The sequence below is a fragment of the Luteibacter sp. KNZ12-1A genome (assembly GCF_056755675.1).
This window is the reverse complement of sequence record NZ_JBPGXU010000074.1, coordinates 1-19,773: the sequence shown is the minus strand read 5'-3', so window position 1 is coordinate 19,773 and position 19,773 is coordinate 1. Positions and strand designations below refer to the sequence as shown.

At 66.0% G+C, this 19,773-nt stretch carries 19 protein-coding genes; 8 read left to right on the top strand and 11 right to left on the bottom strand.

The features are described 5' to 3' along the window. Nucleotides 1-90: 90 nt before the first annotated feature. Genes mtnC through ACR9ZJ_RS14105 form a run of 3 tightly spaced genes read right to left on the bottom strand, consistent with a single transcriptional unit; the run spans nt 91 to nt 2,040 of the window. Nucleotides 91-774, bottom strand: coding sequence for an acireductone synthase (gene mtnC, locus ACR9ZJ_RS14115; RefSeq protein WP_481288099.1), 684 nt, complete (start codon nt 772-774; stop codon nt 91-93). Nucleotides 775-829: 55 nt separating this feature from the next. Further along, complete coding sequence (locus tag ACR9ZJ_RS14110) at nt 830-1,399, bottom strand: 1,2-dihydroxy-3-keto-5-methylthiopentene dioxygenase (RefSeq protein ID WP_481280259.1); 570 nt, start codon at nt 1,397-1,399, stop codon at nt 830-832. Then, the gene (locus ACR9ZJ_RS14105) at nt 1,396-2,040 is read right to left on the bottom strand and encodes a methylthioribulose 1-phosphate dehydratase (RefSeq protein WP_481280260.1); all 645 of its coding nucleotides are present in this window, start codon (nt 2,038-2,040) and stop codon (nt 1,396-1,398) included. Before ACR9ZJ_RS14105 ends, ACR9ZJ_RS14110 begins: the two co-directional genes overlap by 4 nt. Nucleotides 2,041-2,198: 158 nt before the next feature. Between ACR9ZJ_RS14105 and ACR9ZJ_RS14100 the strand changes: the two genes are divergently transcribed. Continuing rightward, nucleotides 2,199-2,531, top strand: a complete 333-nt coding sequence (locus ACR9ZJ_RS14100) for a high-potential iron-sulfur protein (RefSeq protein WP_481280261.1) — start codon at nt 2,199-2,201, stop codon at nt 2,529-2,531. A 304-nt stretch (nt 2,532-2,835) separates the two neighbouring features. Here the strand turns inward: ACR9ZJ_RS14100 and ACR9ZJ_RS14095 are convergent, their stop codons facing one another. The 3 genes from ACR9ZJ_RS14095 to ACR9ZJ_RS14085 form a co-directional block, all read right to left on the bottom strand. Next, nucleotides 2,836-4,275, bottom strand: a complete 1,440-nt coding sequence (locus ACR9ZJ_RS14095; protein WP_481280262.1) for an amino acid permease — start codon at nt 4,273-4,275, stop codon at nt 2,836-2,838. A gap of 88 nt (nt 4,276-4,363) precedes the next feature. Next, entirely contained in the window at nt 4,364-5,851 is a 1,488-nt protein-coding gene (locus ACR9ZJ_RS14090; RefSeq protein ID WP_481280263.1) for an amino acid permease, read from the bottom strand. A gap of 216 nt (nt 5,852-6,067) precedes the next feature. Next, complete coding sequence (locus tag ACR9ZJ_RS14085) at nt 6,068-7,033, bottom strand: transporter (protein ID WP_481280264.1); 966 nt, start codon at nt 7,031-7,033, stop codon at nt 6,068-6,070. 155 nt (nt 7,034-7,188) lie between these two features. Between ACR9ZJ_RS14085 and ACR9ZJ_RS14080 the strand changes: the two genes are divergently transcribed. After that, entirely contained in the window at nt 7,189-7,803 is a 615-nt protein-coding gene (locus ACR9ZJ_RS14080) for an NUDIX hydrolase (protein ID WP_481288098.1), read from the top strand. Nucleotides 7,804-7,944: 141 nt separating this feature from the next. Here the strand turns inward: ACR9ZJ_RS14080 and ACR9ZJ_RS14075 are convergent, their stop codons facing one another. Further along, a complete protein-coding gene (locus tag ACR9ZJ_RS14075) occupies nt 7,945-8,469 on the bottom strand; it encodes a 3-hydroxyanthranilate 3,4-dioxygenase (RefSeq protein WP_481288097.1) in 525 nt (174 codons plus the stop codon). Between the two features lie 317 nt (nt 8,470-8,786). Between ACR9ZJ_RS14075 and ACR9ZJ_RS14070 the strand changes: the two genes are divergently transcribed. After that, nucleotides 8,787-9,983: an NAD(P)/FAD-dependent oxidoreductase gene (locus ACR9ZJ_RS14070; RefSeq protein ID WP_481280267.1), complete on the top strand. Its 1,197-nt coding sequence runs from the start codon at nt 8,787-8,789 to the stop codon at nt 9,981-9,983. Between the two features lies 1 nt (nt 9,984). Further along, nucleotides 9,985-10,320, top strand: coding sequence for a tRNA-binding protein (locus tag ACR9ZJ_RS14065; protein WP_481288096.1), 336 nt, complete (start codon nt 9,985-9,987; stop codon nt 10,318-10,320). A gap of 247 nt (nt 10,321-10,567) precedes the next feature. On the opposite strand, the gene ACR9ZJ_RS14060 is transcribed toward ACR9ZJ_RS14065, so the two are convergent. From ACR9ZJ_RS14060 to ACR9ZJ_RS14045, 4 genes are all read right to left on the bottom strand, one after another. After that, complete coding sequence (locus tag ACR9ZJ_RS14060) at nt 10,568-11,497, bottom strand: MBL fold metallo-hydrolase (protein ID WP_481288095.1); 930 nt, start codon at nt 11,495-11,497, stop codon at nt 10,568-10,570. Nucleotides 11,498-11,784: 287 nt separating this feature from the next. Beyond that, complete coding sequence (locus tag ACR9ZJ_RS14055) at nt 11,785-12,993, bottom strand: acetyl-CoA C-acyltransferase (protein WP_371021905.1); 1,209 nt, start codon at nt 12,991-12,993, stop codon at nt 11,785-11,787. Between the two features lie 51 nt (nt 12,994-13,044). Continuing rightward, nucleotides 13,045-15,414 (bottom strand): 3-hydroxyacyl-CoA dehydrogenase/enoyl-CoA hydratase family protein, encoded by a 2,370-nt coding sequence (locus tag ACR9ZJ_RS14050; RefSeq protein WP_481288094.1) that lies wholly within the window; start codon nt 15,412-15,414, stop codon nt 13,045-13,047. A 34-nt stretch (nt 15,415-15,448) separates the two neighbouring features. Then, on the bottom strand, nt 15,449-16,111 hold the full coding sequence (locus ACR9ZJ_RS14045; RefSeq protein WP_481280271.1) for a TetR/AcrR family transcriptional regulator: 663 nt from the start codon (nt 16,109-16,111) through the stop codon (nt 15,449-15,451). Nucleotides 16,112-16,355: 244 nt separating this feature from the next. On the opposite strand from ACR9ZJ_RS14045, the gene ndk reads away from it, so the two are divergent. The 4 genes from ndk to ACR9ZJ_RS14025 all read left to right on the top strand — a co-directional run bounded on the left by ndk (nt 16,356) and on the right by ACR9ZJ_RS14025 (nt 19,729). Then, nucleotides 16,356-16,781 carry a nucleoside-diphosphate kinase gene (ndk, locus tag ACR9ZJ_RS14040; protein ID WP_481288093.1) on the top strand — a complete coding sequence of 142 codons (426 nt, stop codon included), beginning with the start codon at nt 16,356-16,358 and terminating at the stop codon, nt 16,779-16,781. A gap of 8 nt (nt 16,782-16,789) precedes the next feature. Continuing rightward, on the top strand, nt 16,790-17,914 hold the full coding sequence (gene rlmN, locus ACR9ZJ_RS14035) for a dual-specificity RNA methyltransferase RlmN (protein ID WP_481280273.1): 1,125 nt from the start codon (nt 16,790-16,792) through the stop codon (nt 17,912-17,914). After that, on the top strand, nt 17,904-18,674 hold the full coding sequence (pilW, locus tag ACR9ZJ_RS14030) for a type IV pilus biogenesis/stability protein PilW (protein WP_481280274.1): 771 nt from the start codon (nt 17,904-17,906) through the stop codon (nt 18,672-18,674). The genes rlmN and pilW overlap by 11 nt, the downstream gene beginning before the upstream one ends. An 89-nt stretch (nt 18,675-18,763) precedes the next feature. After that, nucleotides 18,764-19,729, top strand: a complete 966-nt coding sequence (locus ACR9ZJ_RS14025; RefSeq protein WP_481288092.1) for a helix-turn-helix domain-containing protein — start codon at nt 18,764-18,766, stop codon at nt 19,727-19,729. Nucleotides 19,730-19,773: the final 44 nt, after the last annotated feature.

The window sequence follows — 19,773 nt, the reverse complement described above, 5'->3', positions numbered from 1 at the left end:
CGGCCCGGCCCGTGACGCAGCAGGCCCACGGTCAGCAGGACGCCCGTGGCGAAGGAAATCAGGACGTAGATCGCCGTCCGCCGGCGCGGATCAAGGAGTGATCGCATTGAAATCGGTCACGGCGGGATGGCCGTTGTCGCTCAGGGGCAGGGGAGGACGGATGAGCTGCGTGGTGCGCATGCCGGCTTCGCGGGCCGCGTCGAGTTCCTCGTGGATGTCGGAGAGGAACAGGACTTGCGCGGGTGGCAAGCCGATCGCGTCCGCTATCCGGCGATATGACTCCACCTCGCGCTTATGCCCGGTCTGGGTATCGAAATAGCCGGAAAACAGCGGCGTGAGGTCGCCGTCGCCGGTGAATCCGAACAAGAGCTTCTGCGCGGGCACGGAGCCCGAGGAATACACGTAGAGCTTCAGGCCCTGCGCGTGCCATGCGCGCAAACGATCGGCCACTTCCGGGTACATGTGCGAGACATAGACGCCGGACTCGTAGCCCTCGCGCCAGATCATGCCTTGCAAGGCCTTCAGCGCCGTGGACTTGCGGTCCTCGTCGATCCAGCGGATCAAGAGGTCGATGATCTCGCCGCGCGTCGCCTCCATGATGCCCGCTTCCTTCGCGGCTTCATGCAGCCAGTGCTGCACCTCGGCTTCGTCCGTATGCGTTTCGACGTAGGCCGGCAGGTGCTTGCGGGCATAGGGGAAGAGCACGTCCTTGACGAAGTCGATCGAACTGGTGGTGCCTTCGATGTCGGTGAGGACGGCGCGGATATCGGACATGCGGGTAGAAACCTGCGGATCGGGGGAGATCCGCAGGATAAACGACGGGGCGCGCTTACGATACGGTGGTGGCCGAGGTATGCGGCGTCATGCGCGGGAAACGCTCGGCGATGTCCGTGCCGGTGAAATTGGCGACCCAGCCTTCGGTGTTGGTGAACAGGCGGATCGCCACGAAGTAGGGCGATTCGCTCATGTCGAACCAGTGCGGGGTGCCGTCGGGCACGCCGATGAGGTCGCCTTGCTCGCAAAGCACCTCGTACACCTTGCCATCGATGTGCAGGGTGAACTGCCCCGCGCCGGCGACGAAGAAGCGCACTTCGTCTTCACTGTGCGTGTGTTCGTTCAGGAATTTCTGGCGGAACACCGCGCGGTCCGGGTGATCGGGCTTGAGGCTGATCACGTCCACCGAACGATAGCCGTTCTCGGCCATCAGGCGATCGATGTCGGCGCGGTATGCCGCGATGACTTCCTCCTGGCTGGCGCCGGGAGCGATCGCCTGGCTGGCTTCCCATCGCTCGAAGCGCACGCCGACCGCGTTCAGCGCGCTGGCGATGTCGGCATGGTCCACGTGGAGCGCGATGGGGGCGTCGTTCTTGTTGTCGTCGTAGATGCGCAGACGGCTCATGGGGAAAGCCTCCTCAGGTCGAGTTCGCAGCCCAGCAGGAATTCCAGGGCTTCCAGGTGGCGACGGGTCTCCGCCATGTCGCGGCCCCAGGTATAGATGCCATGCCCGTCGATCAGGTAGGCGTACAGCGGCTTGCCTGCGTCGATCCAGGCATCCACCCGGGCCTCGAGCTCGGGCATGTGCTGGGTGTTGGGAAATACGGGGATGTCGAGCACGCTTTCATGCGTGGTGTAACCGGAAATGGCCTTCTGCAACTCCCAGCCCTCGAGGTGCACGCGCCCTTGCGAGGCGAACAGTCGCGAGGCCACGCTCTGCGTGCGCGAATGGGTGTGCAGCACCACGTTGGCGCCGGGGAAGCGGCGATAGACCTGCGTGTGCAGGCCGGTCTCGGCGGATGGGCGGTGGTCGGAGCCCACGGCCTTGCCCTCCATGTCGACGACCATGATGTCATCGCGCCCGAGGCGGCCCTTGTCACGGCCGGAGATCGTGATGGCGGCGAGATCCTCGTCGATCCGCATCGAGAAATTGCTGCTTGTCGCCGGAGTCCAGCCGAACGCGGCCAGTTCACGGGCGGCGTCCGCGATGGCATCCGCGCGCTCGGCCAGCACGATGGGGTCGACGGTGGGGAGGGTCTTCGGCATGGGGATTTGGACGTCCAAACAGGGCTCGATCATAACATGGGGGCTTTCCGTGGCCTCGCACGATTAATGCGAACCACTCGCTTTTGACCGAAGACGGTAGGATCGACGCCAGCACCGGAGGCCCAGGCCCGAGGTCCACCATCGACGGAGGTTCACCTATGTCGCAACACGATCAGAACAATGAGGGGCGCCGGCGTTTCCTCAAGGCCGCCGCGGGCGGCGTCGCCGCCGCCACCATCCTCGGCACCCTGCCGGGACGGGCCCGGGCCCAGGACCTTCCGCATCTCTCCCCGTCGGACCCGACCGCGTCGGCCCTGAAGTACACGGAGGACGCCAGCAAGGCCGCGGGCAGGAAAGATCCCAAGGACGCCTGCTTCAACTGCAACTTCTACCAGGGCAAGGCGGGAGCCGCCTGGGGCCCCTGCCAACTCTTCCCGGGCAAGGCCGTGGCCGCCAAGGGCTGGTGCGTGTCCCACGCCGTGATGATCTGATCCGGCCCGTCCCCGGGAACGACAAAGGCCAGCCCTCGGGCTGGCCTTTTTCATGCCTTTCACAAAAATGCAGCCCAAGCGCGCCAGGCCGAGGAGCTGACCCGCCTGACGCGCTGGGCGGCAATCCGGGGCCCACTGCCAAGTGATATACCCGCGGACTCGGGATCATACTCCCCTCGGGTGGCGACCGGCCAATGGCAGTTGAATGACGCACGAACTTTTCAAGCAAATACTTATATATCAAGTATTTGCGGCAAATACCTGAACCTTGGCTGAGGTTGGGGTCTCGGCTATGCGCCAGGGCTCAGCGCGGCCGCTTGAGCCGGCTGTGGCGGTAGCCATAGACCATGTACATGAGGATGCCGAGCACGGTCCAGATACCCATCAACACCCAGTTGCGGATACCCATCGACCACAACAGGCCGATGCAGCTGAGGATGCCGAGCACGCATGTCACCGGTGCCCACGGCACACGGAACGTGCGCGGCAGGTCGGGGGCGGTCTTGCGCAGGATCATCACGCCGGCACATACGGCGGAGAAAGCCACCAACGTGCCCATCGACGTGAGATCTCCGAGCACGTTCAGCGGAAACACGGCGGCGAGCAAGGCGATGCCGAGGCCGGTGATCACGGTGTTGATGTGCGGCGTGCGGTACTTCGGATGGATCGTGGTGAAGACCTTCGGCATCAGGCCGTCGCGTCCCATGATCATGAAGATGCGTGGCTGGGCGATGATCATCACCAGCACCACCGACGAAAGGCCGATCAACGCGCCGACCTCCACGATGCCACGCAGCCAGCCCAGTTCGGGATGCTGGCGGATCGCGGTGACGACAGGCTCCGACGTGCCGAGCTGGTCGAACGGTACGAGGCCGGTGAGCACCGCCGCCATGGCGATGTAGAGCACGGTGCAGATGCCCAGCGAAGCGAGCGTGCCGATGGGCATGTCACGCTGCGGATTCTTCGATTCCTGCGCCGCGGTCGAGGTGGCCTCGAAGCCGATGTAGGCGAAGAACACCATCGAGGCACCGCGCAGGATGCCGGACCAGCCGTACTTGTCGCCACCCTGGTTGGCGGGGATGAACGGGTGCCAGTTCGCGGTGTCGATGTGGCTCGCGCCGACGATGATGACGACGACGATGAGCGCCGTCTTCAGCAGCACCATCGCCATGTTGATGCCCGCGGATTCCCTGATGCCCACGTAGCAGACCCAGGTAAGCGCGAGCGTGATGCCCACGGCGGGCATGTTGAACAAGGCGCCGGTGAGCACGATGTGGCCGTCGACCCAGTCCACCGGCGCGTTGGTCAGCGCGGGCGGAATGTGGATGCCGACGTGGTCGAGCAGGCTGACGAAATAGCCGGTCCAGCTCACCGCCACGGCGGAGGCGGAGACGCCGTACTCGAGGATCAGGTTCCAGCCGATGAACCAGGCCGCTCCCTCGCCGAGCGTGGCATAGGCGTAGGAGTAGGCGCTGCCCGAGACCGGGATCAGCGAGGCGAACTCGGCGTAGCACAGCGCCGTGAAGGTGCTGCAGATCGCGGCGAGGATGAAGGACAGGATGATGGCCGGGCCGGCGTGTTCCGCCGCGGCCACGCCCGTGATGACGAAGATTCCGCCACCGATGACCGCACCGATGCCCAGCGCCGTGAGGCCCCACGGACCGAGGGTGCGGCGCAAGGCGGGGCCGTGCGCGTCGTCGGGTTCGGCCTGGGGCGCTTTCTTGGCGAGTAACTGCTGGAGCATGGACAGCCTGGAAGTGGAGGAACGTGGAAAGGATGCCGCGAACGGAAAGGCCGGCGGACATCCGCCGGCCTTTCCCCTGTCGCTTCGATCAGCCGAGCGACTTGCGCAGCTTGCTGTGCGCGTAGCCGTAGCCGAAGTAGATCAACTGTCCGATGACGATCCAGCCGATCATCAGGCGCCAGTGTTCCTCGAAAGCCTGCCAGAAGAGATAAACGCAGGCGAGGGCGCCGATGATGCAGATCGGCCACACGAATGGCACCCGGAAGCTGCGCTTCAGGTCCGGACGGGTATAGCGCAGGATCAGCACGCCGATACAGACGGTGGCGAAGGCGAGCAGGGTGCCCATCGAGACCAGTTCACCGAGCACGCTCACCGGGAACAGGCCGGCCATGGCGGCCGCGGCGACGCCGACGATGATCGTGCCGATATACGGCGTGCGGAACTTCGGGTGCACCTTGGCCATGGTCTGCGGAAGGAGACCGTCCTTGGCCATCGAGAAGAAGATGCGCGGCAGGCCCATCAGCATCACCAGGATGACCGATGAAAGGCCGGTGATCGCACCGAGCACGACGATGGCTTTCAGCCAGGACAGGTGCGGGTACAGGCCCAGCGCGGTGGCGACCGGTTCCGGCGTGTTCAGCATGCGGAACGGGGCGATGCCCGTGAGCACCAGCGCCACGGCGATGTACAGCACCGTGCAGATCGCCAGCGAACCGAGGATGCCGATCGGCATGTCGCGTTGCGGGTTCTTCGCCTCGCCCGCGGCGGTGGAGACCGCATCGAAGCCGACGTAGGAGAAGAACACGATGGTCGCGGCGCGGAAGATGCCGCCCCAGCCGTACGTGCCCGGGCCTTCGGATTCCGGAATGAACGGATGCCAGTTGTCCGGGTTGATCACCTGGATCGCGAAGGCCAGGAACAGCAGGATCACGGTGACCTTGATCGTGACGATGATCGAGTTGACGAAGGCCGACTGGGTGATGCCGACGTAGCACAGCCCCGACAGGGCCGCGATGATGACCACGGCAGGCAGGTTGATCAGCGTGCCGGTGGCCTGGATGTGGCCCTCGACGAACTGGAAGGGCGCCGAGGCGAGGGTGGCGGGCAGGGCGAGGTTGCTGCCGGTCATCTGGCCGATGAGGCCCAGCAGTTCATTGAAGTAGCCCGACCAGCCGGCGGCGACGGTCGCGGCGGCGAACAGGTATTCCAGGACCAGGTTCCAGCCGACGAACCAGGCGACGTATTCGCCGAGCGTGGCGTAGGAGTAGGAGTAGGCGCTGCCCGAAACCGGCAGCATCGCCGCGAATTCGGCGTAGCACAGGCCGGCGAGGGCGCAGGCGAAACCGGCGATGAGGAAGCTGATGACCAGCGCGGGACCGGCGTGCAACGCGGCGGCCTGGCCGGTGATGACGAAAATACCCGCACCGATGACGGCACCGACGCCCAGGAGGATGAGGTGTTTCGCGGTGAGGACTCGCTTGAGCTCGCCTCCGTGCGCGCCGGTTTCAATGTGTTCACCAGCGTCTACGTGCGGCGCGGCCTCGATGGCGTGCGTCGCGAACAGGTGTTTCAACATGTGTATCCCCTACTGCCGGAATGTAGCCTTTTATTATTGGGACCGCCGCGTGAGTAACGGTGGACACGCCGCTGCCCTGGAGCGCTGGCACGGCACCATAGCCCAGCGGGCATCGGCCGTACAAGCTGCATTGCGAGGCCTGCCAAGGCATTGCATGCCCGAGGCGCGGGTGTCGACCATGACTTGCGGCGGTTGTACATGTGCATCGCGCGGTGGTCAGAAGACCATGTTCAGCGCCACCTGCGGCGCCACGTAGTCGGCCGTGTTGCGTCCGGCCACGGTGAACTGGACGCCCGCGATGAGACCGAGATTCGGGGTGAAGTGGTATTCGACGGCCGGGGCCAGGCTGAACTCCTGGCTCGGTGCGAGCCGGCGGGCCACCGGGGAACCATCGCCCGCGTTGCCACGAAGGGTGGTGGCGCTGGCGCGGTTCCAGATGGCTTCACCGACCAGCACCCAGCGCGGATCGAGCACGTATTCGGCGGCGACCGAGGCGTTCCAGGCCTGCCCCGGGCGCGCCTGGCCACGAAAGCCCGACTGCGTGCCGTAGACGCTGCCGTCGCGGACACGGATGCGGCCGGGCGACGGGCTCCAGGCCAGCTGCGTCCGCCAGCGCAGGGCATGGCCATCGTCCAGCCAGTGCAATTGCTGGGCGCCGAAAGCGATGGTGGTACGCATGGCGCCGTTACCCGTGCCATTGAGCGGGTTCGTATCGAGGTGGTGGTATTTGCCCGTGGGCAGGCGTTGCTGGAGCGCCAGTGCGAGGACGAGCCCGCCGCCGTCCGCGTCGGGGCCGCGCAGGCGTTGCTGGAAGCGGATGGCCGAATCGCCCATCCGCATGCCATCGCTGTGCAGCCCGTCCCCGGAGGTGCGCGAGGCGTTGAGCGTCAACTGGACGAATTGCGTGTCGGTGAGCGCGTATGTGAGAGGCATCGCCACTTGCCACTGGCGAACCGTGGGCTTGCGCTCCTTGCGGTCGCCGGCATTGTCGTAGCTGCCGCGTGTATTGGTATGGATGAGGTAGGGCTCGATGTTGAAAGTGCCTGCCGGCATCGAGTTGACGGCGGGTGTCACCAGGGGGCCGGTGAAGTTCGCCTCGCGGTGGCCTTCGGTGGCCGATGCGGCCATCGGGACGATGCAGGCGAGGGCCATGCCGAGGGTGATCGTCGGTTTTTGCGACATACGTGCCTTCCTTGCGTTACGCAGCGGGCGCTGCGGGCTGGCGTGGCGCGTCGTGCGCCCCGGATACATCGTAGGCAGGCCCCCGGCCCGGGCGACATCGGACAAGTCCGAAAATGACGTGCGAAAATGCCGTGCCCCTTCCAGGTAATCTCCCCATGGACATCACGCATCAAGCCTTGCAAGAGGCCTTCCTTCGCTACGCGGCCCGCTGGCCTGATGAAGCCGGCATTCCTCTTTTCATCCATTGGCTGACCGGGCAACCGCGACCGTTCCACCGGGAAACGCAGGCGGGGCATTTCACCGGTTCCGCATGGCTGGTGAGCGCCGACGGTGAACGGGTGCTGTTGATGCTCCATCGCAAGCTGGGACGCTGGCTGCAGTTGGGCGGGCACGCGGACGGTGAGGCGGATCTCGCGGCCGTGGCCTTGCGCGAGGCGGAAGAAGAGTCGGGCCTGCGCGACCTCGAGGTGCTGCCCGGCATCTTCGACCTGGATCGCCACCTCATTCCGGCTCGGGGCGACGAGCCGGCGCACTGGCATTACGACGTGCGCTATGTGGTGCTGGCGCGTGGCGAGGAGGCGTTCACGGTGAACGAGGAGTCACTGGCGCTGTCCTGGCGGTCCATTTCCGACATCGCGGCGGATCCATCGTCCGACGATTCCCTGCGCCGCATGGCGGGCAAATGGCTGGCCCTACGTGCAACAGGAGCGCCAGAGGGCCTGGTGGGAGCCGACTCTGTCGGCGATCCCGCGGCAGCGGGCCAGGCTTAGGCAGCGGGGCGGATTGAGGCAAGCACCCATCGCCGACAAGGTCGGCTCCCACCAGAGCAAGGTCTCGGCTCCCACCAGGGCAAGGTCGGTCCTTGCCAGGCAAGGTCGGTTCCTGCCAGGTGGCCCGGCTGCCGTGGTGGATCAGTCGGAGTACTTCGCCGGTGCGGGGTGCACCGTGCCGCACCGGGTGCAGGTGCGGGCTTCGAGTGAGCGGTAGAACTTCTCGAACACCGGCGGGAAGTCGGTCTCGATACTGCCGAGCGGGAAATACTGTTCGAACAGCTTGTGGTTGCAGTTCGGGCAAAACCACATCAGGCCATCCTTTTCTCCAGCCAACCGCCGCCGCTCGATCACCAGCCCGATCGAGTCGGGCATGCGCTGCGGCGAGTGCGGCACCTTCGGCGGCAGGTAGAACACCTCGCCGGCCCGGATCGGAATATCACGCGCGTCGCCATCGTCCTGCACCTTCAACACCATCTCGCCCTCGAGCTGGTAGAAGAACTCCGGACCTTCGTCATAGTGATAATCCGTGCGCGCGTTGGGACCGCCCACGATCATGATGATGAAATCGCCATCGACGATGCACTTGTTGCCGACCGGTGGCTTGAGCAGGGCGCGGTTGTCGTCGATCCAGCGTTGGAGGTCGATCGGGGGCAGGAGGCTCATCGCATGGCACGGGTGTGGAAGTCGGGGAAATCATACTCCGCCGTGGGAGCCGCTTCAGCGGCGATTCCCGTAGCGGAGTGGTTACGGCAAGCACCCATCGCCGACAGGGTCGGCTCCCACCTGAAGCCGGCCCCATCCCGAAGCGGCTTGCATGCGGCTCCCGTAAGGTCTTCCGACCCTTTCGCGTTGCCTCGTCGTGTCGTACAACAGCTATCCCTTTCCCAACGCATCGATACGTCATGCTGTCGTGGTACCACGACCGAGTCGCGACACCTGCGCTTCGCCCGCCGCCACAAGGCCGGCGGGAAGCGTCCGTCGTGATCGTGGGCGGAGGTTTCGCCGGGCTCAACACGGCCGTGGGATTGGCCGCGCGTGGCGTCCGCGACATCGTGCTGCTAGAGGCGAAGTCGATCGGCTACGGGGCATCGGGGCGCAATGGCGGCTTCGTCTTCGCCGGTTATTCGTTGGGCGAACAGGCATTGTTGGAAAAGGCCGGGGCCGAGCGCGCCAGGGCACTCTACCGGCGCACGGTGGATGCGGTCGATCTCATCCGCGAACGCATCGCCGCCTTGTCGATCGATTGCGAAGCGGTGGATGCCGGCGTCGTCTGGGCGAACTGGTTCCGCGATGGCGAGGTCTTGCGCTCAAGGCAGCGCCTGCTCGCGGAGCGTTACGACGCGGACTGGCAGTGGATACCAGCCGACGCCATGCATGAGTTCGTCCGCAGCACGCGCTATCACGACGGGCTCTATGAACGGAACGCGCTGCACATCGACCCGCTCGCCTACGCGCGAGGGTTGGCACGCGCGGCGGAACAGGCCGGCGTGGCGATTCACGAGGGTTCGAGGGTGCGCATGCTGGAACGGCGCGGACCGCGCTGGATCCTGCGCGTCGGCGACGCGGAGATCGAGGCGCCGAACGTCGTCCTGGCGTGTGGTGGCTACCTGGCCGGGCTGGACCGCCGCATCGATCGCGCGGTGCTGCCCATCGCCACCTATGTCATGGTGACCGAGCCGCTGGGCGAGCGTCTGGCCGAGTGCCTGCGCACCCGCGCGGCCATCTACGACACGCGCTTCGCCTTCGATTATTACCGGCCGCTGGCGGACACCCGCCTGCTGTGGGGTGGACGCATCTCGATACGGGATCGTTCGCCGCGCGCCGTGCAGCGCGTGTTGAAGCGCGACATGGCGCGGGTTTTCCCGTCACTGAAAGACGTGCGCGTGGAGCAGGCCTGGTCGGGTTTGATGAGTTACGCCCGTCACGAGATGCCGCAGGTGGGTACTCACGGCAACGGGCTCTGGTACGCCCAGGCCTTCGGCGGACACGGACTCGCACCGACCTGTGCCGCGGGCGAGGCACTCGCCGACGCGATCGCGTCGGGCGAATCGACGCTCGATGCCTATGCCGGCTTCGGGCTGGAACCGGTGCACCGGCCGTTCGGATACCTTGCCGCGCAGGGTACGTACTGGAAACATGAACTGCGCGACTGGTTCAAGTCACGACTGGAAGGATGAGATGAGCGAAGACATCAGCTGGGCCGATTTCGAGAAGGTGATGCTGGTGGCGGGCACGATCGTGCGCGCCGAGGCCTTTCCGGAAGCACGCCGGCCCGCGTACAAGATATGGGTGGATTTCGGGCCTCACGGCGAGAAGAAGACCAGCGCCCAGGTGGCGACGATCTACCAGCCGGAGGAACTGGTCGGGAAGCAGATCGTCGGGGTGATCAATTTCCCCGAGAAGCAGATCGGTCCGTTCCGTTCGCAATTCCTGCTGACGGGATTTCCCACGGACGAGGGCGTGGTGATCACCACGACGGAACGCGCGGTGCCGAACGGGACGCGACTGGCCTAGGATCGCCGGGGACCTCGGCGGGAGCCTTCGGTGCGGCCTTTGTGGGAGCCGACCTTGTCGGCGATGGGTGCTCGCCTCGACCTGGCCCGCTGCCGCGGGATCGCCGACAAGGTCGGCTCCCACAAGAGTCGGCTCCCACAAGAGTCGGTTCCCACAAGGGGCGGCTTCCATAAGGGGCGGCTCTCGCCAGGGCGAAAGAGATGCCTTGTTTCGCCTCGGCCGCGAAGGCTTCGTCCCCAGGTCCGCTTTATAGCCTGGCGCTTCCCCGATCCAGCCAGACGACGATCCCCTGGGCGTTCAGGCGGATGTCGATCTGCAGCAGTTTCACGATGGCGTCCCGCGATAGCGTCACGCCCTGGCGGTGTGCCCGGTCGACGTAGAGGTCGGCGAAGTCCGCGGAGATGCGTTGTTCGCGGTCGTCGGCCGTGGCATGCCGCCTGGCGATGGCCACCATGGCTTCGATCTGCTCGTGCAGGTCGTTGGCGAGCCGCTTCACCTCGGTGACGCGGTCGAAATGGGTGAGGTACATCGCCTCCGGCTCGTAGCGCAGCATGCGTTCGATCGACGCGTGCGCGGCGTCGGGCTCGAACTGCACCGGCGAACTCGTGGGAATGATGAAGGCGCCGCCGGGTGAATCCAGTTCACGGTAGGAGAGCCCGAAGATGTCGCCGGTGAAGAATGCGTTGGCGCGTTCGTCGTGGATGGCGATGTGATGGCGGGCGTGTCCCGGGGTGTCCAGGCAGAGCAGGGCGCGGCCGGCGAGGTCGACGACGAAACCGTCGTCCGCCTCGATCACGCGATCCTTGTCCACGGGAACGATCTGCCCATAGTCCCGGCGGACGGCGTCTTCGCCATAGACGGCGTTGGCGCCCGCGATGAGGACCGAGGGATCGATCATGTGCCGTGCACCGCGCGGATGCACAGCGAGCATGGCGTTGGGCAGGTGTCGCATGAGTTCGCCGGCGCCGCCGGCGTGGTCGAGATGGACGTGGGTGAGGATCACCCAGTCGATGTCGCGTGGCTCCAGGTCGGCGGCCGCGATGGCGTCGAGAAAGCGCGGTAGCGAGTGCGTGGTGCCGCTGTCGATGAAGGCGCCCCGGCCACGCTCCACCACGAGGTAGGCGGCGTCGAACGATGGGCGGCCGAAACCGGTGTCGATGGTGTGGATGCCGTGCATGGCGCCAAGACTAATGCAGGGGCGCGGGCAGCGTGTGGAAGCTTCGTGTTGATCCAGGTGCCGAGGCTCTGCGTGGGAGCCGCTTCAGCGGCAAACGGGACTGGCCCGCTGCCGCGGGATCGCCGATGAATCGGCTCCCACAGGATATCGATCCCCACACGATTTCGGCTCCCACACGAGTTCCTGCAAGAGGTCCTATGACAAGGGGCCCTATAAGAGGCCCTATTAAGAGCATCTAAGAGCATCGCCGACCCGGTCGGCGATGGGCCTCCGGCCGGAGCGCCCGGTCAGAGCGCCTCGAAGATCCCCGCCGCGCCCATGCCGGTGCCGATGCACATGGTGACCATGCCGTATTTCTGCTTGCGACGGCGCAAGCCGTGGATCAGCGTGGCGGCGCGGATGGCGCCCGTGGCGCCCAGCGGGTGGCCCAGCGCGATGGCGCCGCCGAGCGGGTTCACCTTGGCCGGGTCGAGGCCGAGATCGCGGATCACCGCCAGGGCCTGGGCCGCGAAGGCCTCGTTCAGTTCGATCCAGTCGAGCTGGTCCTGGGTGATGCCAGTCTGCTTCAGCGCCTTCGGGATCGCTTCCTTCGGTCCGATGCCCATGATCTCCGGGGCCACGCCGGCGACGGAGAAGCCCACGAAGCGTGCGAGGGGCGTGAGGCCGTAGTCCTTGATCGCCTTCTCGCTCGCGATAAGAAGGGCGCCCGCGCCATCGGACATCTGCGAGGAATTGCCCGCCGTGACCGAACCGCCGAACTGGCCGTTACGGAACACCGGACGCAGCTTGCCCAGCACCTCCAGCGAGGTGTCCTTGCGCGGGCCTTCGTCGGTGTCGATGATCCGGCGGTCCTCACGGACGCTGTGGTTCTTCAGGTCCGGATAACGGTCGTCGAGCTGGAACGGCGTGATCTCGTCCTTGAACTCGCCGGCGGCGATCGCCGCGAACGCGCGCTCGTGCGATTGCAGGGCGAAGCGGTCCTGGTCCTCGCGGCTGACCTTCCAGCGCTCGGCGACCTTCTCGGCCGTGATACCCATGCCGAAGGCGATGGCGCGGTTCTCGTCGTTCTCGAAGATCGCGGGGTTCATCGCGATCTTGTGGCCCATCATCGGCACCATGCTCATCGACTCGGTGCCGCCGGCCAGCATGAGGTCCGCTTCACCGAGGCGGATGCGGTCCGCGGCCATGGCGATGGCCTGGACGCCGGATGAGCAGAAACGGTTGATGGTGACGCCCGGCACCTGTTCGGGCAGGCCGGCCAGCAGCACGCCGATGCGTGCGACGTTCATGCCTTGCTCGGCCTCCGGCATCGCGCAGCCGATGACGGCATCGGCGATCAGGGCCGGATCGATGCCCGGCGCCTGCTCGATCACGGCGCGGATCACGTGCGCCAGCAGGTCGTCGGGACGGGTGTTGCGGAACACGCCGCGCGGCGCCTTGCCTACCGGGGTGCGGGTGGCGGCGACGATATAGGCGTCTTGCACTTGCTTGCTCATGGGGTGGTTCCTTTAAGTGAGGAGGTCGGATGCGTAAGAGCGCGTGGCGCGTCAGTTACGCAGCGGCTTCCCCGTCGTCATCGTGTGCGCGATACGGGCCTGGGTCTTTTCGGTCTGCGCCAGTTCCACGAAGTGGCGGCGTTCCAGGGCGAGCAACCATGCTTCGTCGACCGGCGAGCCGCGTTCGATCTTTCCGCCCGACAGGGTGTCGGCGATGCGGCTGGCGATCTCGATGTCGTGGGCGGAGGCGAAATAGCCCTCGGCCAGGTTCGCCAGCGAGGCCTTGAACGTGGCGGTGGAGACGTCGCCCGCGGCCGGGATGGCGCGGGCGGGCAGCGGCGGACGGTAACCCGATTCGGCCATCGCCCGGGCCTGCGCCTTGGCCACATGGAGCAGTTCGTAGCTGTTGAAGACGACGATGTCGTCCTTGCGCAACAAGCCCAGCGACTTCGCTTCCAGCGCGCTGGCCGAGACCTTCGCCATGGCCACCGTCTCGAACACCTTCTTCAAGGACTCGAACGGATCGTCCGGGTTTTCCTGCGCGGCGCGCACGGCCAGTTCCTTCAGGCCGCCGCCAGCGGGTAGCAGGCCCACGCCGGCCTCGACAAGGCCGATGTAGCTTTCAAGCGCCGCCACGGTGCGCGCCGAATGCATCTGGAATTCGCAGCCACCGCCGAGGGCGAGACCGCGCACCGCGGCCACCACGGGCACCAGCGAATACTTGATGCGCATGCTGGTGGCCTGGAAGTTCGCCACCATCGCCTCGAACTGGGCGAGCTTGCCCGCCTGCAGCAGGCCGAGCGCGCCCTTGAGATCCGCGCCGGCAGAGAACGGCTCGGACGGCTGCCAGAGCACCACGCCGCGGAACTGCTGCTCGGCCAGCCCGATCGCATGCTGGATGCCGTCGAGCACCTGGTCGTTGACCGTGTGCATCTTGGTCTTGAACGAGATCACGCCGATGTCGTCGCCCGCGTGCCACAGGCGCACGCCGTCGTTCTCCCAGACCGTGGTGCCCTGGTCGAACTTCTCGCCGAGGATCGGATCGGGGAAGGCCTGGCGGGCGTAGACCGGGTGGCTCGAACGCGGCTTCTCGGCGTTGGCGCTGGCCGAGTAGGAGCCGGCCTTGCCGTGCACGCCGCCGCGGCCATCGGTGACCCAGGCCGGAAGGGGGGCGTTGCTCATGGTCTTGCCCGCGGCAATGTCCTCGGCGATCCAGCCGGCGATCTGCTGCCAGCCCGCGGACTGCCAGATCTCGAACGGGCCGAGCTTCCAGCCGTAGCCCCAACGGATGGCGAAATCGACGTCACGCGCGGTATCGGCGATGTCGGCGAGGTGATAGGCGGAGTAGTGGAACAGATCGCGGAAAACCGCCCACAGGAACTGCGCCTGCGGATCGGACGAGGTGCGCAGCCTGGCGAACTTCTCCGAGGGATCCTTGATGGCGAGGATGGCGGAGACCTCGTCCGAGGCCTTCTGTTCGGAGACCCGGTAATCCTGCTTCTGCAGGTCGAGCACCTGGATGTCCTTGCCGGCCTTGCGATAGACGCCCGCGCCGGTCTTCTGGCCGAGCGCGCCCTTCTCGATCAGCGCCTTGAGCCACGCCGGAGGCTGGAAATACGAGTGCCAGGGATCGTCCGGCAGGGTGTCGCTCATGGTCTTGACCACGTGCGCCAGGGTGTCCAGGCCGACGACGTCCGCCGTGCGGAAGGTGGCGCTCTTGGGGCGGCCGATGCCCGGGCCGGTCAGGGCATCGACGGTGTCGAAGCCCAGGCCGAACTTCTCCGTGTGGTGCATGGTGGACAGCATCGAGAACACGCCGATGCGGTTGCCGATGAAATTCGGGGTGTCCTTGGCGTATACCACGCCCTTGCCGAGGGTGGTCGTCAGGAAGGCTTCGAGGCCTTCGAGCACGCCCTTGTCGGTGAGCCGGGTCGGGATCAGTTCGACCAGGTGCATGTACCGCGGAGGATTGAAGAAGTGCACGCCCGTGAAGCGGTGGCGCATTTCCTCCGGCAAGGCCTCGGCGAGGCCGTTGATGGACAGGCCCGAGGTGTTGCTGGCCAGGACCGCCGTCTTCGACACGTGCGGCGCGATCTTCGTGTAGAGGTCGAGCTTCCAGTCCATCCGTTCGGCGATGGCCTCGATCACCAGGTCGACGTCGGCCAGCAGGGCGAGGTCTTCCTCGTAATTCGCCGGGATGATCGCCGCCGCCAGGTTCTTGTCGGCCAGCGGTGCCGGCGAGAGCTTCGCGAGGTTGGCGATCGCCTTGATGGCGATGCCGCTCTTCGGACCTTCCTTCGCGGGCAGGTCGAACAGCACGGTCTCGACGTTGGCGTTCGTCAGGTGCGCGGCAATCTGCGCACCCATGACGCCGGCGCCGAGAACCGCGGCCTTGCGAATGCGTAACGGTGTTGCGGTCATGGTGATCTCCGATGGCTCAAGAATCGTTCCCCGGTCAGCGGCTGGCCGGGGAATTCGAAACGGATGGGTTGCGCAGGCCGGCGGCGGCGAAGCGGATCAGGTGCTCGGCGGCGGTCTCGCGATGGTCGCGCTCGGCGACATCGCTCTTGCGTTGGATGATGCCGAAGTCGGCCATGGCGTAAGTGAGGGCGCCGGTGACGATGTCCAGGCGCCAATAGATCTCTTCCTTGGCCAGGCCGGGAAGCAGGCGGCCGAACTCGCCGGCGAACTGGCGCAGCACGTGGCCGTAGTTTTCCGAGAGGAAGCGGCGCAGGGTCTCGTTGTGCTCGGCATAGGCCCGGGCCAGGACACGGACGAAGGCCGCCCCGCCACCGTCGACGCGGGAGAGGTCGAGCGCGGGCCGGATATAGGCGTCGAGGACGTCCTCCAGGCGGGTGTCTTCCTTGCCGGCCACCTTGCCCAGGGCGGCCAGGCGGCGGCTGTTGAGCTCGTCCAGGCGGCGCCGGAACACTTCCTCGATCAGCTTGTCCTTGGAACCGAAGTGGTAGTTCACCGCCGCCAGGTTGACCCGGGCCGCGGCCGTGACCTGGCGCAGCGAGGCTCCGGCGAAGCCATGGGTGGCGAACAGGGCCTCGGCGGCGCCGAGGATGCGCTCCTTCGTGCTGCGTTCGCGGGACGCGTAGGGTGCGCTCGTCATGTCGGCGGACTCCGCAGGCGGGTGGTTTGAATCAAACGATCGTTTGAGAGTACGCCCGCCTGCCCGGGCGGGTCAATCTGCGACCGCACATGCCTGCAAACGACTTGCGATTGAGCTAGAATCTGTCAAGATTTCGTGAGCTAAGTCAGTCATTCCGGACGGCTTTGGCCCCAAACGTTCACCGGGCGTCCGCACGGACCCTGGCAGATTTTCCTGTCCTTTTTCCATTTCCCGGAGCACCCGTATGGCGCTGGAGCGCACCCTTTCGATCATCAAGCCGGATGCCGTCAAGAAAAACGTCATCGGTGAAATCCTTGCCCGCTTCGAGAAGGCCGGCCTCAAGATCGTCGGCGCGAAGATGAAGCAGCTGACCCGCGAAGAAGCCGAAGGTTTCTATGCGGTGCACAAGGAGCGTCCGTTCTTCAAGGCGCTGGTCGAGTTCATGATCTCCGGCCCGGTGATGATCCAGGTGCTGGAAGGCGAGGGCGCCGTCCTCAAGAACCGCGACCTCATGGGTGCCACCAACCCGAAGGAAGCCGCCGCCGGCACCATCCGCGCCGACTTCGCCGATTCGATCGACGCCAATGCCGTGCATGGTTCGGATTCCGCCGAGAACGCCACGACCGAGATCAAGTTCTTCTTCAACGACTCGGATGTCGTTTCGCACTGAGTGACGCCGTGAATACGCCCGCCGAAAAGGTCAACCTGCTCGACTTCGACCGCAAGGGTCTGCGCGATTTCTTCGCCCAGATCGGCGAGAAGCCGTATCGCGCCGAGCAGGTCATGAAGTGGATCTACCACCGTCTCGAAAGCGATTTCGAGAACATGACCGACGTCGGCAAGGCACTTCGCGAAAAGCTCGGCGCCACCTGCTACATCGGGCCGCCGACGACCGTGTTCGAGAAGGCCGCGGTCGACGGCACCCACAAGTGGCTGCTCGGCATGGATGGCGGCAACGCCATCGAAACCGTGTACATCCCCGAGCCGACGCGGGGCACGCTCTGCGTGTCGTCCCAGGTCGGTTGCGCCCTGAACTGCCAGTTCTGCTCCACAGCTACACAGGGCTTCTCGCGCAACCTGTCCACGGCCGAGATCATCGGCCAGGTCTGGGTCGCGGCCAAGCACCTGGGTAACGTGCCGCACCAGCAGCGCCGCATCACCAACGTGGTGATGATGGGCATGGGCGAGCCCTTGCTGAACTTCGATAACGTGGTCAAGGCGATGAGCCTGATGCGCGACGACCTCGGTTTCGGCCTGGCCAGCAAGCGCGTCACCCTGTCCACCGCCGGACTCGTGCCGATGATCGACAAGCTCTCGGCCGAGAGCGACGTCTCGCTCGCCGTGTCGCTGCACGCGGCCAACGACGAGTTGCGCACCGAGCTGGTGCCGCTGAACAAGCGCTACCCGCTGGCCGAGCTGATGGGTGCCTGCGAACGCTACATCGCCCGCGCCCCGCGCACGTCGATCACCTTCGAATACACCCTGATGAAGGGCGTGAACGACCAGCCGGAGCATGCCCGGCAGCTGATCAAGTTCATGCGCCGGCTTCCGGGGGCGAACAAGGTCAACCTGATTCCGTTCAATCCGTTCCCCGGTACGCGCTTCGAGCGTTCGGGGCAGGAAGAGATCCGCGCCTTCCAGACCCAGCTGCTCAACGCCGGCGTGCTGACGATGCTCCGCCGCACCCGTGGCGACGACATCGACGCCGCCTGTGGGCAGTTGAAGGGGCAAGTGGTGGATCGCACCCGCCGTCAGGCGGAATTCCGCAAGAAACTCGCAGAGGGAGTGGTGAATGCGGCTTGAGCGGTGGGGGATGCTGGCGGCGCTCGCGTTCGCGTGCGCCGGCTGCGTGGGGGACGGCACGGGGTTGAAACCCTCGACGGCCGCCGATGACCGTGCCAAGGGGGCCGAGGTCCACACCGAGCTCGGCCAGCGCTACATGCAGAACGGCGACCTCAAGGGCGCCATGGAGAAACTGCAGAAGGCGCTCCAGTTCGACCCGAAATACGTTCCGGCGCATACGGTGATCGCGGTTCTCTACGAGCGCATCAACGATCCCGTCAACGCCGAGTTGCACTATCGCAAGGCCGTCGAGTTCGATCCGAAGAAGGGTTCGGTGAACAACAATCTCGCCGTTTTCCTCTGCAAGCAAAACCGTCCGGCGGAAGCGAGGGCGTTCTTCGACCGCGCCCTGGCCGATCCGTTCTACGAGACGCCGGACCTCGCCTTGGCCAATGCCGGGACCTGCCTGCTGCAATCGCAGGACTACGACGCGGCCGAGGGCTATTTCCGCAAGGCCGTCCAGCGCAATCCGAATAACGCGGATGCCCTGTATCAGATGGCTCACGTGTTGTACCTTAAGAACGATGCATTCAGGGCCCGTGCCTTCCTGCAACGCTACGAGGCGTTGGGAAACCCGAGTCCGGAGTCGTTGAAGCTCGGTCACGATATCGAGCTCCGTCTGGGCAACGGGGAGGGTGCCCAGGACTACGCCAAGCGCTTGCGTGAAAAGTTCCCGGATTCGGAACCCGCGCGCGCACTCGAAGCCACCGCACGTCAATGACCACAGCATCTTCGAATTCTTCCGGTCGGGACGGACGCGAACAGGACTTGTTCGCCGGACTCGAGCCGAACGCAGACAGGGAGCAAAGCATGGACCCCCAGCTCGAAGCGGTTAGCGAAGACGGCGGTCGCGTACTGATCGACCATTCGTCCGGTACCGGCGGTTTCGGCGCGCGCCTCCGCGCGGCACGCGAAGCCCGCGGTTACAGCATCGAGGCCTGCGGGCAGGCCCTGCGCCTGCCGACGCGCCTGTTGCGCCAACTGGAAGCCGGCGAATACGGCGGTATCGACTACCAGGTCTACCTCGCCGGCTACCTCTCCAAATACGGTCGTCACGTCGGTGTCGACGAAGAGGTCATCCAGGCCGAACTCGCGCGCTTGACGCCGCGCCAGCCCGACCTCGTGGTCACGGGTGGCGTTTCCCATTCGCGTTACCTGCTCGAACGCTATGTCACCGCGGCCACCTATGTGGTCCTGACCGCGGTCATCGTCGTGCCGATGATCTGGCTGGGCGTGCGTGGCACGCTCGACCGCGACATGGCACGCCTTGCGCCCCTCGATGCGGCGCCCGTGGCCCAGCAGGACGCGCCCGCCGGTTCGTCGTCGAGCGCGGCGGTCGCCACCGCGGCCACCAGCGACAACAAGCCGGCCCCCGCGACCGAGCAGCACACCGAGGACCAGCAGCCGTTGCTCGCCTCGATGGCGATGTTCCCGCCGCTGGACCACACCGCCAAGGCACCGCTGGCCACCACGGCGGCGACGCCCGAGGCCGGTGGCGGGCAGGGTGGTCACAGCCTGACCCTGAACCTGCCTTCGGCCAGCTGGGTGGAAGTGACCGCCGCCGACGGCTCGCGGCTGGAGTACGGCATCCTGCCGGCAGGGACGCAGAAGTCCTACCGTAGCGACACCCCGCTGGACGTCCGCATCGGCAATGCCAGCGGCGCCCAGGTGACGGTCGATGGCCAGCCCGTGCAACTCGACGGGTTCCGCCGCGCCAACGTGGCTCGGTTCCGCGTCGACATCCGCGACGGCAAGGCTGCTCCCGTCGCGTTCTGATCCTCCCCGGCACGCCGCGGGGGCGGGGGCCCCCCCCCCCCCCC